Source organism: Caulobacter sp. CCH9-E1, assembly GCF_001556515.1.
Lineage (GTDB): Bacteria > Pseudomonadota > Alphaproteobacteria > Caulobacterales > Caulobacteraceae > Caulobacter.
In genome coordinates this window covers 53,962-68,157 of sequence record NZ_LSJA01000317.1, presented here as the reverse complement: position 1 = coordinate 68,157, position 14,196 = coordinate 53,962, and the positions used below count along the sequence as shown (strand labels likewise).

The window sequence follows — 14,196 nt, the reverse complement described above, 5'->3', positions numbered from 1 at the left end:
CCTTGCTGGAGCTCGTCCATTTCGAACCGAGTTCGAAAGATCGCGCAACCCCCTGCCTGCTCAGTAGTCCTTTCGCCAGCGGACCGAAAGTTTGGCGTCATTCTGGCTGCCGATGCGGGAGACCAGCGAAAGCGTGCGCCGAATACGCCATTCGACCTGAGCGGCTGGGCCTTCGCGACCACCGCCGATGATCTCGAGATAGACGTCGTCGGTCAGGTACTTGCCGCCGGCCACGGTCATGCCCGCGGCGCCCTCGGCGAAGGCCAGACGGTCGAGTCGCGCGAAGCTGCGCAGGTTGCCGATCACGTCAAAACCGCCGCCGCCGGCCAGCGACGCCAGGGCCGAAGCCAGCTGAGCGGCCTCGATCGGGGACAACTGCGCGGCGGACGAGCCGAACAACACCTGGCTGAGCACCTCGTCGCTGGGGAGTTGGGGCTTCGAGGTCAGGGTAATCTCGGGCTTGGCGGCCGTTCCCTTGATCTGCACAACCGCGGTGAGCGAGGTGTCCTGCCGGGTCGCCGACAGGTTGAGAACGATGCGGTCGAGCTGGCTGGCGAGATAGACGGTCCCGTCGTCGTCAAACTCGAAGCGCTTGCCGGCGAAGTCGTATTCGCCTCGCACGACGCGCGCCACGCCGCTCAGCGCCGGCGCCAGCGACGTGCCGCCGACATGGGCGTTCAGCGACAGTTCGACATCCAGCCCTCGCCCGCGGACGAAGACGCGGCGCGGCGCCTTGAGGTCGAGGTCCAGGATCATGCCTCCTGTCGTCGGACGTCGTTGCAGGCCCTGATCCAGATCCAGCGGCCGATTGCGCTCAACGACGTCCATCGCGACGACCCCGGCCGGCGTCTTGGTCTGCGCCGAGACGTCGGCCCGATCGAGGGTCACCGCCCCGGACAGCTTGATCTTGCCGTCGGCCGAGCGGTTCACCGTCGCCGATCCCGTCGCTACGGCTGAAGCCAGGTCGTTGTCGATCAGCCGGAAGCTCTTCATGTCGAGCTTGAAGCTGCCGACCCCATCGCGGGCGAGGCTGATCCGCCCCGCGCCTGAGATCGAGCCGCCCTGCCCGTCCTCGCCGATCGCCTGCAGCACGTCGATGGCGTTGTCAGCCATGGACGAACGCAGCGTCACGTTGCGCAAGCGAAGACCGGTTTGACCGTCCTCGAAGCCGCCGTTGTCCAAGGTGGCCGTGCCAAGCAGGCGCGGATCCGCCAGCGTGCCGCCCAGGCTGGCCTGCAGGTTGATGCGACCCGAGAGGGAGCGATCGGCGCCCATCAGCAGGTTCCACAGCGGCTTGATCTCGCCCTGGGCGGAGAAGCGCCCCTGCACGCCCCGCTTCTTGTTGATGATCAGCCGCAGCGGTTGGGCCGAAGCCTCGACCGGGAGAACGAGATTGGCCTCGGCCTTCAGCCCTTGGCGGTTGTCGCCGTCGGCGACGATGGTCAGCTGGCTGTCGGTAAGATCGCCGTGGATCTTGGCGTCCAGCGACTGCTCGACCTTGGCCCCACGCTCGCGGGCGTTGGAGAGCCGCATGGTGAAATCACCGCCCAGCGTCTCGCCCTGGCCGCGCAGATTGAACGACCCGTCGATGTCGCCGTCCAGGTCAGGGTTGAAGGCCGTCAGGGTCACGCCCGTCAGTTCCGCCTTCAGCATGGCGGTCGCGCCGCCGAGGTCGGCGTCGATATCGGCCCGCCCCTTGTCGATCGCCAGCCGCAGACGCGCTTGGGTCGGACCATCGCCGAACCTCAGCTTGGCCGGTTCGTTGGTCTTGATCTCCGTGCGCCCGAGACGGCCAGCCGCGTTCAGCGTCAGGTCATAAGCGCGGCCGGCCTGGGCCAGTTCACCCGAGCCGCCGAGCCGCCAGCGACCATTGGGGGCGTCCCCCCGCGCATCGATCGAAAGCGGGAGGCGTGAGAGCGGGCCGTCAGCCTTGATCGCGGCGGCCCGCACCTTCCAGCCGCCGAAGCTGATTTCTTGGGCGGTGAGGTTCAGGCTGGCGTTGGCCGTTCCGCCGCCCGGCGCGTCGACGAGGCGCGCGGAGCCCTTGACCTGCCCTTGAGGGATGAAGGCCCCGGGACCGATGGCGAGGGTCAGGTCGGCCGTCGCCGGCAGGCCGTTGCGCAAGGACATCGCGCCCTTCGCCTTCGCTCCGCCCGCGTCGAGGTCGAGATCGCTGAGCTCGACCCCGCCAGGCGAGAAGCGGAAGGCCGTCCGACCGCGCGCCGGTCCATAGGCGCTCTGGGCCTGCAGCGCCGCCGTTCCGTCAGTGGCGTTTGCGCCGCGCGCGAAGACGACGGTCAGGCGCGCCTTGCTCAGCGGCAAGCGGGGCAGATCAATGGAATCGAAATCCGCGTTCAGCTCGGCGCGCGGCGCGGACAGAACGCCGCCGATCTTGCCGTCGCCGCTGGCCTTGCCGGCGATCTCGACCGGGCCGGCGCGGAACGGCCCCGTGGCGGTCCAGTCCAGGCCGAAGTCCAGCGAAAGCCCCTTCCCCAGCTTGCCGGAGGTGTTGGCGTTGGCGGCCGCGCCTTCGAGCCGCGCCTCGGCGACCGTCAGCACGCCCTCGTTCCAGCTGGCCTTGCCATTCAGGCGCGGCGTCGCGCCGAGCAGTCGATCGATCTCGGCATAGCCGGTCGCGAAGTTGGCCGCGCGGCTGTCGACGGTGAACGCCCACGGCCGACCGGCGAAGCTGGAGGCCGACCATTTGGCGGTGACGGAGCCCTTGGCGCCGGGACGCACCGGCCCCAGGCTGGCGACTTTCATTTCGCCATCGAACGACAGGCCGCCCAGAACGCCGCGTTCGCCCGTGCCCGTCACGATCAGGTTCGGCGCATCGATGCGGGCCGAGCGGATCAGGAACCGGCCGCCCTTGATCCGCGCGCCCTCGAACGTCGCCTTGGGGCTCGCGCCCAGCACGGCGAGCAGTCCCGTTCCTCCGCCGCCCGAAGAGGTCGCCTGGGCCTTGATCTCCAGTTCGCCCTTGGTCCATCGCACCAGCGCGGGCCCCTTGGCGCGCTTCAAATGGTAGCCTAGCAGTTCGAGATCGGCGACGTCGGCGGTCCCCTCGACCGAGAAGCCGCCCTTCTCCAGCCGGAAGACCCCGTCAGCCAGCCCCTGCCCCATCTGAGGGATCGAAACGATGCGCTTCAGAGCGCCGATGCGGGCGGTGAAGGCGAGGCCGTCCGGACCCGTGCGTCGTTTGGCGAGGTCTGCGAGACCGCGCGCTTGCAGCGTTAGATTGTCGGCGCGGACGTCCAGCGTCAGGGCCGAAAGCCCGTCGGCGGTCGCCTTCTTGCCGTCGATCGTGAAGTTGGCCTGCGCCCCGAACATCCGCTCAAGTCGCTGGGTCCAGCGCGAGGCGCCGAGGTCCAGCCGGCCGCGCGCCGAGCCCCCCTGAGGCGTCCAGGCCCCGCTGGCCTCCAGGGGCGTGTCAGCGCCGGACTTGGCCAGAACATTGAAGGTCGCCTGGCTAACGGTCCCGTCGGCCTTGGCCTTCAGGTCAAACGGGCGATCGGCGGGCAACCCTAGCGCGCCAGCAATGGCGCCGCCGTTCGCCTCGAGAGCATCGGCGGAGAGGTGCAGGCTCTTGGAGCGTCCGAGATCGAAATCGAAGGTCAGGTGATCGCCGGCATGCAGCCGGGAGGCCACCGCCAGCTTTCCCTTCTGGCCGCCGCGCCTAGCCATCTCGTATTCGCCAGCGACGTCAAAGTCTCCATCGCGGCCGCTGAACGCCGGCCTCGTCACGAGACGGAAGGCGAAGGCGTCCAGATCCACCGACACCGGCGCGGCGCCGGACTTGCCTTTAGGACCCATGGCCGGGCGACGCAGGACGATCACGTCGCGGGCGTCGATACGTTCGGCGTGGAAACGGCGACCGAACAGTTCAGTGGCTCGCCAGGCGACGCGCAGATCGTGGGCCTCCAGCCAAACGCCCCGCTCATCCGAAATGGTCAGGCGGCGGACGCCGAAGTCTTTCCAGATGTCGCCAGACAAGCCCTCGATATGAAGCTTGCCAATCCGCCCCAGCTTCAGCCCCGAGGCGCGCGCCTCAAGGAACATCCGCCCCTGGGGCGTGATCGGCGCCAGGCGCAGGCCGCCGGCCATGACGACGAGGATGGCGGCCAGGATCCCCGCGGCGATCAAGACGGCGCCGCCCCAGCCAAGCTTCTTGGCGGCCTTGACGGCGGTCTCGCTCGCGACCTCCGCGGCCTGGGCGACCGTTTCCGCCAGATCGGGCTTGTCCTGTTCGCCGCTCAAAAGCTTTGCCCGATGCTGAGATAGATCTGGAACGCGGGGTCGCCCGCGCGCCGGCCGAGGGGAACGGCGACATCGGCGCGAATGGGGCCAAAGCCAAGATCATAGCGCACGCCAAGGCCCGCGCCGGCCCGGAAATCCTCGCGCTGGGGCGTTTCGTGCGTGCCGATGGCGCCGGCGTCGACAAAGGCGACGCCGCTCCAATTCCCCGTGATCTTCTGCCGAAGCTCGAACGAGGTCTCGACCAACGACACGCCGCCCTGCGGCGTATTGTCGGCCAAGCGCGGCCCAATCGCCTGATAAGCGTAGCCGCGCACCGAGCCGCCGCCGCCCGCGTAGAAGCGCCGAGCGGCCGGAACTTGAGGGATGCCGCCGCCGACGATCGCCCCGAGCTTCAGGCGACCGGCCAGGACCGTGCTCGCGCCCTTGCCGAACGGCAGATAGGCGGAGCCCTGAGTCGTCAGCTTCAGATAAGGCAAGGTCGTGTCGCCGACGACATAGGTGGGTTCGCCGCGCGCCTCGAGCCGCCAGCCGCGCTTGGGATCCAGGATGTTGTCCGAGAAGTCCCAGGCATAGGCGGCGAGACCCGCGATGGTCGCCAGGTTGAGCTTGCGACCGGCGACCGAGCCGTTTCGGTTCAGCTGCTCCTTGGTCTGCGAGAGGTCCAACGAAACGCCAAACGTCCGGTAGGCCGTCGTCTGTCGGCGCTTGGTCAGATCGACCCCCACGCGCCCGCCGGTCTCGTTGTAGGCGTCGGTGTCGTTGCGGAACAGCGAGCTGCTGAGCTTCAGGGTCTGCTGGGGACGCCGCCAGTGGGGCAACGAGATCTCCGCGCCAATGCTCTGCTCCAGCTTGGCGAAGCGAAGGGCGTAGGTCGTCGTATCGGCGCGCTTCAGCCGATTGTAGCGGATCAGCTTGGCGTCGACGCCGGCGCCTTCGCTGGTCGAATAGCCCGCGCCCAGTTCCACCGTCCGCGCACGACGATCGGCAAGCGTGACGACGACCGGCCGGAACCCTTCGGCGGTGGCCTTGTCCGCCCCCGCCAGCGAGACCGAGATCGAGTCATAGACGCTGGTGTCGCGCAAACGGCGCTCAAGCTCGGCGACATCCTCGGGATCGTAGACGTCGCCAGCCACCCAGGGAGCCAGCCGCCCGACCCAGGCCGGGTTTGTGCGTCCCTTCGTGACCACCTCGACGCCGTCGAGATGCACGAGTTCGCCGGCGGCGATCCTGAAAGATGGCCTGACGGTATGGTCGGCGTGGTCGACGATCACCTCGCGCGGCTGGGCCTCGGCGTCGGCATAGCCCAGCTTGGCGACCTGAGCGACGACGCGCCCCTCGGCGCCGACGACATCGGCCGAGCGTCCGGGATCGCCTTCGGTCAGGCGCATGGCGACCGCGGCGCGCTGCCGAGTCCCTTCGTCCGGGGGATCGCCCGACCAGTCGATCTTGGGCTCTGCGATCACGAAGACCGGGCCAGGCGTAACCTTGACCACCGCGCGCGGCGGCTCGCCCTCAAGCACGTCGGGCTCGACCGTATAGGCGTAATAACCCTCGGCGCGGAGAACGGCGATGACATCTTCGCCGGCCTGGCGGGCGCGCCGACGCGCCTCGGCCCGGCTTTGAGCGGGATGTTTGGATTCCGTGAGGGCGCGCTGGATCGCCTCGCGGAGAGCCTTATCTTCGACGCCCTGGATCTGAGCCATCGGTTCATCGGCCCAGGCCGACGTGGCCATAAGCCAGGCCATTGCCGTCAAAGCCAGGGAAGTTCGCCCAAGCACCAGTTCTCATTCCCCGCGCGATGCGCCCCCGCCCCTGCTGTAGTCTCGGGTGGGGCCCATGTCACGATCCGAAATGCACCAGATTGTCCGCGATCGCCGCTTCTCAAAGCGGCCAACCGGCGCCCAAATGCTAGGCAGTCGTGCGCAAAGGCGCGGCGCGGGTCGAATCCCTCGACCTTCGTCGCCGCCAGGCTTTAGAGTCGATCGGCGGGGCGCCTCGGCGTCGCGTCCAAGACGAAGACGGTCTCAAGGCGGAAGATGGGCCTGGAAAAGAGCATGGCGGGGATGACCCAGACCTTGGCGGAAGCCCCACCCCTGCCGATGACGGAGGCCGCTTACCTGCCAGGCGTCGCCTATGACGAGATGTTCACGGCCGAAGGCGACGTGCGGCCCCACTACGATCCGCTGCACGCTCGAATGTCGACGCTGGGCGCCGAGGAGCTGGCGGGACGGCAGCGCACGCTCGAGCGGTCCTTCCTGCTTCAGGGCATCACCTTCACCGTCTATGGCGCCGAGAACACCACCGAACGGATCATCCCGACCGACCTCTTCCCGCGGATCATCCCGGCCGCCGAATGGGCTCGGATCGAGGCGGGTCTCACCCAGCGCCTCCGCGCGCTGAACCTGTTCCTCGACGACATCTACGGCGACCAGCAGATCTTGATGGACGGCGTCGTGCCGCGCGAACTGGTGCTGGGCGCTCCATCCTACCGCCGCGAAATGCAGCACCTCTATGTGCCCCACAAGGCCTACGCCAATGTCTGCGGCAGCGACCTGATCCGCTGCCAGGACGGACAGTTCGCGGTGCTGGAGGACAATCTGCGCGTCCCATCCGGCGTCTCCTACATGCTGGCCAATCGCGACGCGGCCAAGCGGACCTTCCCCGGCACCTATCGCGCCGCCGGCGTGCGTCCGGTCGAACGCTATCCCGACCTGCTGCTGGCGACGCTGAAGAGCATGACCGCCGACTGGCGCTCGAACCCGCAGGTCGTGGTGCTGACGCCCGGCGTCTACAACAGCGCCTACTACGAACACGCCTACCTCGCCCGCCTGATGGGCGTGCCACTGGTCGAGGGCCGCGACCTCGTGGTGCACGAAAACATGGTCTACATGCGCACCACGACCGGCCTGCGCCGGGTCGACGTGATCTACCGCCGGGTCGACGACGACTTCATCGACCCGCTAACCTTCCGGCGAGACTCCTCGCTGGGCGCGGCGGGCCTGTTCAACGCCTATCGCGCCGGCAATGTGGTCATCTGCAACGCGCCGGGCACCGGCGTCGCCGACGACAAGGCCGTCTACGCCTATGTCCCCGACATCATCCGCTACTATCTGGGCGAGGACGCCATCCTGCCCAACATCGAGACCTATCTCTGCCGCGAGCCCCGCCAGCTGCAGCACGTGCTGGCCAATCTCGACAAACTGGTGGTCAAGGCGGTGGGCGCTTCCGGCGGCTATGGCATGCTGGTGGGGCCGCACGCCTCGCGGTCCGAGCGCGAGGCCTTCGCCGAGGCGATCAAGGCCGATCCGGAAAACTACATCGCCCAGCCGACCATTCAGCTGTCGACCGCGCCGTGTCTGGTCGACGGCCGGATCGAGCCGCGCCACGTCGACCTACGCCCCTTCATCCTGTCCGGAGAGAAGACGATCGTCACGCCCGGCGCCCTCACCCGTGTCGCGCTGAAACGCGGCTCGCTGGTGGTCAATTCCAGCCAGGGCGGCGGCTCCAAGGACACCTGGGTCCTGGCCGAGGAACATGGTCCGGGCAACGGGAGCGTCCGCCCATGATGCTGGCTCGGGTCGCCGACAGCCTCTACTGGCTGGGCCGATACATCGAACGCGCCGAGCACCTCTCGCGCCTGTCCAGCGTGATGCTGAACGCCACGCTGGACCAGACGGACGCCGGCGCCCATGCGGTCTGGATCGCCATGGCCGCGGTCGGAGAGCCCGGCGACGGCGCCGGCGTCGCCTCGTTCGAAGCCGCCCAGAAGCTGGTCCTCGACCGCCAGGACCCGAACTCCGTGGTCTCTTCGCTGGCCCGCGCGCGCGAGAACGCCCGCCAGGTTCGCGACCAGATCACGACCGAGACCTGGGAGCGGCTGAACCTGCTCTATCTGAAGGTCACCGACGCCCGCGCGGCCAAGGAGTTCTCCGACAGCTCGACCAACTTCCTGCACGACGTCATCGCCGACCTCCACCTCTTCAAGGGCGCGGCGGACACCACCATGAGCCATGGCGAGAGCTGGCGGTTCATGATGCTGGGCGCCTACATGGAGCGCGCCCAGCTGGTCTCGCGGCTGCTTGAGGTCTGCTTCGCCGACTCTCCGCGCCACGGACGACTGGACGATCACGTGGCCCTGGTCAGCGTGTTGCGCATGGCCTGCGCCCTGGAGCCCTATCTACGCGTCTACACCGCCGAGATCGAACCGCGGCACATCTTGGAGTTCCTGGTCTTCGACGAGGACTTTCCGCGCTCGATCCGTTTCGCCACCGCCCAGATCGAGCAGCACCTAACCGCCCTCACCCGCAGCGTCTCGGCCGGCGAGCGCGCTGGTCCAGAGCGTCTGGCGGGCCGGCTGAAGGCGCGCCTGCAGTACGCCGATGTCGATGAGCTCAAGGCCGTCGGCGCCGGCCCCCTGCTGACCACCGTCGTCAACGAGTGCGCCCGCATCCACGAAGCGATCTACGAGACCTTCGTGGCCTATCCGCTCGAAATGCGCCTGCCGGCCTAGGGAAGCTCAGTCGTGTTGCTCGAAATCCGCCACGTCACCCAGTACCACTACGAGCGCCCGGTGCGGGAAAGCCTGATGGAGCTGTGGATGCAGCCCCAGAAGACCGCGCGCCAACGGCTGGTCAGCTTCGAGCTAGACCTGGAGCCCGCCGCCCAAGTGTTCTCCTACGCCGACAGCTTCGGCAACGCCGTCTACCACTTCGACGTCCCGCAGCCGCACGACAATCTGACCATCGTGGCCCGCTCCGCGGTCGAGACCGAACCACCGCCCGAGCGGCCCGAGCACCTCGACATGGGCGAGTGGGACCGGATGCGCAGCGAGTTCGTGCGCGGCGAGTGCTTCGACTTCCTGAGGCCGCACGGCTTCGTCCAGACGACCGAAGCGCTGCAGACCTTCATCAACGAGCACGATCTCGAGGCCCTTCGACGCAAGGACCCCCTGACAGCCGTCCGGACCCTGTCGGAGACGATCTACAGCGCCTTCGAGTATCAGCCGGGCGTCACGGACGCCGACAGCCCCATCGACCTGGCGCTGAGCGCTGGCCGAGGCGTCTGCCAGGACTTCGCCCACATCATGCTGGCGGTCTGTCGCGGCTGGGGCGTGCCGGCGCGCTATGTGTCGGGCTATCTGTTCACCGACCGCGAGGCCGGCGACCGTTCCGATCCGGACGCGACCCACGCCTGGGTGGAGGTGTTCCTGCCCAGCCTGCGCTGGGTCGGCTTCGACCCGACGAATAACATGATGGCCGGCGAGCGCCACGTGGCCGTCGCCGTGGGTCGCGACTATGCGGACGTGACGCCGTCACGCGGGGTCTACAAGGGCGATTCCGAGAGCCAGCTGGCGGTTGGCGTCAGCGTCCGCCGGGCGCGGGCGGCGATGGCGGAGCCGGAATTCCTGCGCATGGCGCGGCCGAACTTCGCCGGCGGCCGTCGCCGGCCGACCGCCGTCCGCGAGGACATGCATCAGCAGCAGCAACAGCAGCAGTAGGCGCGGCGGCGGCTGGACCGCCGCCGAATATCAAGCCGGAAGCGTCGCGGCGAAACGCCGGGCGATGTCCAGAGCCCCCGCGGCGCCGCCGGCGCGCGGCCCGATGCGGCTGGTCTCCAGAAACTGCACGCCCGCCTCGACCGACGAGCGCCAGACCACCTCGGCCAGATGCACGCGGCGTCCGCCGGCGTCGACAAAGATGAACCGGTCCGGCGGCGGCGCGACGCCAGCCGTCGACAGCCGCGCGCCGCGCTCGGCGATGTCCAGCAGCGAGCACTTCCACGAACGCGGATCGTCGACGATGTAGATTTTGCGCGCCGCCGGCATCCGAGGATGCGCGCGACGCTCCGCGCCCGAGGGCTCGACCATAGACCTAAGACCTTCAAAACTTCTGCCGAGTCGGCGAGAGAGTTTACCGTAAGCCTTGATATTTCGTCTGCGCCCAGCGGCCCATTCACCAAACCGGGTTTTCGAGATCTAGATCCGGGGAGGCAAGGGGCTCGCTCTAGGCCGCGTAGACGTGCGCCTTGCGCGCCGCCACACGGACCGCGCCCTGGAAGCGAGCCGCCTCGGCCCGCGAGGCGCTGATCTCGATCCGCCGACCATCAAGCGTCGTCGCGTTGACGGTCGTCAGGGCGCCCTGCACGTGCGCCCGATCGACGCGCACCTCGAAGCCGGCGTCGTCCAGCACGAAATCATGCGGTCGCACATACGCCATCGCCGCGCCGTCTCGAACGCCCGACGCCGGCAAGGCCAAGGCGCCAGCGCTGAACCGGCCGCTGGAGACCTCACCCTGGAAGCTGTTGGCCTCGCCAACGAAGCCGCAGACGAAGGCGGAGGCCGGCTGGTCGTGCACCTGGTCGGGCGTGCCGATCTGCTCGATGCGCCCCTGGTTCAGGATCGCCACCCGGTCGGCCAGTTCCAGCGCCTCCTCCTGGTCGTGGGTGACGAAGATCGTGGTGACGCCGGTGGCGTCGTGCACGCGGCGCAGTTCACGGCGCAGCGACTTCCGAACCGTAGCGTCCAGCGCCCCGAACGGCTCGTCGAGCAGTAGCACGCTGGGCTGCACGGCCAGGGCGCGCGACAAGGCGACTCGCTGGCGCTGGCCGCCCGACAGCTGCGATGGATACCGCTGACCCAGGCCTTCCAGCTCGACCAGCTTCAGCAGGTCCTCCACGCGCCGCGCGATCTCGGCCTTGGACGGCTTGTCCTGGCCCTTTCGGACGTCGAGGCCGAACGCGATGTTCTTGGCCACGGTCATGTGCTTGAACAGCGCGTACTGCTGGAACACAAAGCCTACGCGCCGCGCGGCGGCCGAGGCGTAGGTCACGTCCTCGCCATCGAACAGCACTTGACCTTCGTCGGGAAACTCCAGGCCCGCGATCGTGCGCAGCAGGGTCGTCTTGCCCGAGCCCGAAGGGCCCAGAAGCGCCAGCAGTTCGCCGTCGGCGATCTCGAGATCGACCTTGTTCAGGGCCGGGTAGCGGCCGAACTTCTTTTCGACGGAGCGGATGGAAATGGTCATGGGCCGTTCAGTCCGTTCAGTGTCCGCCACGCCCGGCGCGAACGTCGGGCTGGGCGACTTCGAGCGCCGTCTTCAGGACAAGGGTCACGACCGCCAGCAGGCACAGCAGGGCCGCGACCGCGAAGGCGCCGACGAAGTCGTATTCGTTGTAAAGGATCTCGACGTGCAGCGGCATGGTGTTGGTCAGGCCGCGAATGTGGCCGCTGACCACCGACACCGCGCCGAACTCGCCCATGGCGCGGGCGTTGCACAGCAGGACGCCGTACAGCAGCCCCCAGCGGACATTGGGCGCGGTGACCCGCCAGAACGTATAGAGCCCGCTGGCGCCCATCGACACGGCCGCCTCCTCTTCGCTGGTCCCCTGCTCCTGCATCAGCGGGATGAGCTCGCGCGCCACGAACGGGAAGGTCACGAAGATTGTCGCCAGGACGATGCCCGGCACGGCGAAGATGATCTTCAGGTCATTGTCCAGCAGCCACTCGCCCATCCAGCCCTGCAAGCCGAAGACCAGCACATAGATCAGGCCCGCCACGACCGGCGAGACCGAGAACGGCAGGTCGATCAGGGTGATCAGGAACGGCTTGCCCCAGAAGTCGTGCTTGGCGATCGCCCAGGACGCGCACAGACCGAACACCGCGTTGAACGGCACGGCGATGGCGGCGGTGATCAGGGTCAGCTTCACGGCCGCCAGGGCGTCGGGATTGCTGACGGCCGCCAGGGCGGCGTCCAGGCCCTTGCGCAGAGCCTCGGCGAACACCGCGACCAGGGGCAGGATCAGGACCAGCGCCAGGAAGGCCATGACGGTCCCGATGACCAGGACCTTGGCCCAGGTCGGATCGTCGGTGGCGCGGCGGTGGCGCGTAGCGACGGCGCTCATCAGGCGAACCTCCGCGACCAGGCTTGGATGGCGTTGATGACCAGCAGCATCGTGAAGGAGACGGCCAGCATCACCACGGCGATCGTCGCGGCGCGGGCGTACTCGAACTGCTCCAGCTGGATGATGATCAGCAGCGGCGCGATCTCGGACTTGTAGGGCATGTTACCAGCGATGAAGATCACCGAGCCGTACTCACCTACGCCCCGGGCGAAGGCCAGGGCGAAGCCGGTCAGCCAGGCGGGTGCCAGAGCCGGCAGGACGATGCGGACGATGGTGTCGAAACGGCTGGCCCCAAGGCTGGCCGCGGCCTCCTCGACGTCCTCGGCGGCGTCGCGCAGCACGGGCTCGATCGTGCGGACCACGAACGGCAGGCCAATGAAGATCAGGGCGATGGTGACGCCGATCGGGTTGTAGGCGGCCTTGATCCCCAAGGGCGTCAAGAACTGCCCGATCCATCCATTGGGCGAATAGAGCGTCGCCAAGGCGATGCCCGCCACGGCGGTCGGCAGGGCGAACGGCAGGTCAACCAGGGCGTTGACGATCGTCTTGCCGGGAAAGTCATAGCGGACCAGCGCCCAGGCGGTCAGGACCCCGAAGATCCCATTGACCAGGGCCGCGACGAAGGCCGCGCCGAACGTCAGCCGATAGGCCGCCAAGGCGCGCTGTGACGTGGCGACGGTCCAGAACTCGGCGGGCGACTGTTGCGCAGCCTTCAGCACCACGGCCGACAGCGGGATCAGAACGATCAGCGACAGGACCGAGAGCGTTACGCCCATCGTCAGCCCAAATCCCGGAATGGCCGAACGGCGGCGAAACAGGGGTCTCTTGGCCGGCGGCCGGCGCTCGGCGGTGTCGGCGGTCATCGTCTGATCGTCGTCCAGGGTCCGGGCTCGCCACATGGCTCTGTTGAGGCTGAACGTGCTCGGGACCGTGTCCGGTCCCGGCGGCGTCGCGAAGAACTGAGCCGCTTAAATCTCTACCACGATCATGGGGCAAACGAGAAAAGCCGGATGGGACATGGAGAAAAACTGGCGAGCGCGGCGACCCATGCCCCACGAGACGCAGTCATCGACTGCGGCCGCGCGATGAAACCGCGCGGCGGATAAGCTTTTTCAGATCAGGGACTTGAAGTTTGGTAGGCCGGCTGGGACTCGAACCCAGGACCATTCGATTAAAAGTCGAATGCTCTACCACTGAGCTACCGGCCCGCTCACGATCCGGCGGGGGCCGGTGGAAGCGGCGCGGACCATAGTCGGGGGTCGTCGGGCCCGCAAGCACGCTTTCGCCGTTTTTCCCGTCCAGAGTGGTAAAGCTGTGAGCGGGTTAGGGTGAGTCATGCGTAGAACCTTGCTTTTAGCGGGCTTTCTGGCGGTCGCGGCGGCCGGATGCGCGTCCGCGCGCCAACAGGCCGCGCCCTCTCCGCCGCCCGTTCAGGAGTCGGATGAGCGCATCAAATCGGCGTCGGAAGCGAACAAGGACGGAATCACCGGCGCCATGACCGCGCCGCTGCGAGACGTAAATGTCATCCGGACCAAGATTCCGCGCGTCCTGCTTGAGTCCATGGACGATCCGTACAGGCGTCCAGTCCCCGCGAGCTGCGCCAGCCTGATCTCCTTGATCAAACCGTTGGATGCGGCGTTGGGCGAGGACCTCGACAGCATGCCCGCGACCGGAGATGAGGACTTGATGGACCGCGGGCGCAAGGCCGCTGGCGAAGCCGCCCTCGGCGCCGTCGCCAGCGCCGCGCAGGACATGATCCCCATGCGAGGCTGGGTGCGGAAGCTGTCCGGCGCCGAGCGGCACGATCGCCTCGTGCAGAGCGCCATCGCTTCGGGCGCCGTTCGCCGCGCCTACTTGAAGGGCCTGGGCGAGTCCCGCGGCTGCAATCCGCCGGCCACGCCGCAGCACAAGCCGCCAGCGCCACCCCCGGTCGTCGATCCAGGCATGCCGCCGCCTCCGGACCCTTACGGCCCGCGCAAACCGCGCTTCCCCATCCACAAGGAGGAGCTTCCGCCCCAGCCTAAAGGTCAGTCTTCCTGA

10 protein-coding genes and 1 tRNA gene are annotated in these 14,196 nt (G+C 68.0%); 4 read left to right on the top strand and 7 right to left on the bottom strand.

The genetic code is table 11. The features are described 5' to 3' along the window. Positions 1–60: 60 nt before the first annotated feature. Together AX690_RS18170 and AX690_RS18165 are read right to left on the bottom strand one after the other, a co-directional pair. Entirely contained in the window at positions 61–4,230 is a 4,170-nt protein-coding gene (locus AX690_RS18170; protein ID WP_197426907.1) for a translocation/assembly module TamB domain-containing protein, read from the bottom strand. A gap of 23 nt (positions 4,231–4,253) precedes the next feature. Next, positions 4,254–6,038 (bottom strand): autotransporter assembly complex family protein, encoded by a 1,785-nt coding sequence (locus AX690_RS18165; RefSeq protein WP_066681022.1) that lies wholly within the window; start codon positions 6,036–6,038, stop codon positions 4,254–4,256. Between the two features lie 273 nt (positions 6,039–6,311). Here AX690_RS18165 and AX690_RS18160 point away from each other — a divergent pair, with 273 nt between their 5' ends. Genes AX690_RS18160 through AX690_RS18150 form a run of 3 tightly spaced genes read left to right on the top strand, consistent with a single transcriptional unit; the run spans position 6,312 to position 9,754 of the window. Continuing rightward, the gene (locus AX690_RS18160) at positions 6,312–7,823 is read left to right on the top strand and encodes a circularly permuted type 2 ATP-grasp protein (RefSeq protein WP_082769738.1); all 1,512 of its coding nucleotides are present in this window, start codon (positions 6,312–6,314) and stop codon (positions 7,821–7,823) included. Then, positions 7,820–8,767 carry an alpha-E domain-containing protein gene (locus AX690_RS18155; RefSeq protein WP_066681020.1) on the top strand — a complete coding sequence of 316 codons (948 nt, stop codon included), beginning with the start codon at positions 7,820–7,822 and terminating at the stop codon, positions 8,765–8,767. The genes AX690_RS18160 and AX690_RS18155 overlap by 4 nt, the downstream gene beginning before the upstream one ends. A 12-nt stretch (positions 8,768–8,779) precedes the next feature. Beyond that, a complete protein-coding gene (locus AX690_RS18150) occupies positions 8,780–9,754 on the top strand; it encodes a transglutaminase family protein (protein ID WP_066681018.1) in 975 nt (324 codons plus the stop codon). 30 nt (positions 9,755–9,784) lie between these two features. On the opposite strand, the gene AX690_RS18145 is transcribed toward AX690_RS18150, so the two are convergent. The 5 genes from AX690_RS18145 to AX690_RS18125 all read right to left on the bottom strand — a co-directional run bounded on the left by AX690_RS18145 (position 9,785) and on the right by AX690_RS18125 (position 13,364). Further along, positions 9,785–10,123 carry a PilZ domain-containing protein gene (locus tag AX690_RS18145; RefSeq protein WP_066681016.1) on the bottom strand — a complete coding sequence of 113 codons (339 nt, stop codon included), beginning with the start codon at positions 10,121–10,123 and terminating at the stop codon, positions 9,785–9,787. A gap of 136 nt (positions 10,124–10,259) precedes the next feature. After that, positions 10,260–11,279, bottom strand: coding sequence for a sulfate/molybdate ABC transporter ATP-binding protein (locus tag AX690_RS18140; protein ID WP_066681014.1), 1,020 nt, complete (start codon positions 11,277–11,279; stop codon positions 10,260–10,262). Between the two features lie 16 nt (positions 11,280–11,295). Further along, positions 11,296–12,156, bottom strand: coding sequence for a sulfate ABC transporter permease subunit CysW (gene cysW, locus AX690_RS18135; protein WP_066681012.1), 861 nt, complete (start codon positions 12,154–12,156; stop codon positions 11,296–11,298). Then, positions 12,156–13,019 carry a sulfate ABC transporter permease subunit CysT gene (gene cysT, locus AX690_RS18130; protein ID WP_066681061.1) on the bottom strand — a complete coding sequence of 288 codons (864 nt, stop codon included), beginning with the start codon at positions 13,017–13,019 and terminating at the stop codon, positions 12,156–12,158. Before cysT ends, cysW begins: the two co-directional genes overlap by 1 nt. 270 nt (positions 13,020–13,289) lie before the next feature. Next, a tRNA-Lys gene (locus AX690_RS18125) sits at positions 13,290–13,364 on the bottom strand. Between the two features lie 127 nt (positions 13,365–13,491). Between AX690_RS18125 and AX690_RS18120 the strand changes: the two genes are divergently transcribed. Continuing rightward, the gene (locus AX690_RS18120; protein WP_066681010.1) at positions 13,492–14,196 is read left to right on the top strand and encodes a hypothetical protein; all 705 of its coding nucleotides are present in this window, start codon (positions 13,492–13,494) and stop codon (positions 14,194–14,196) included.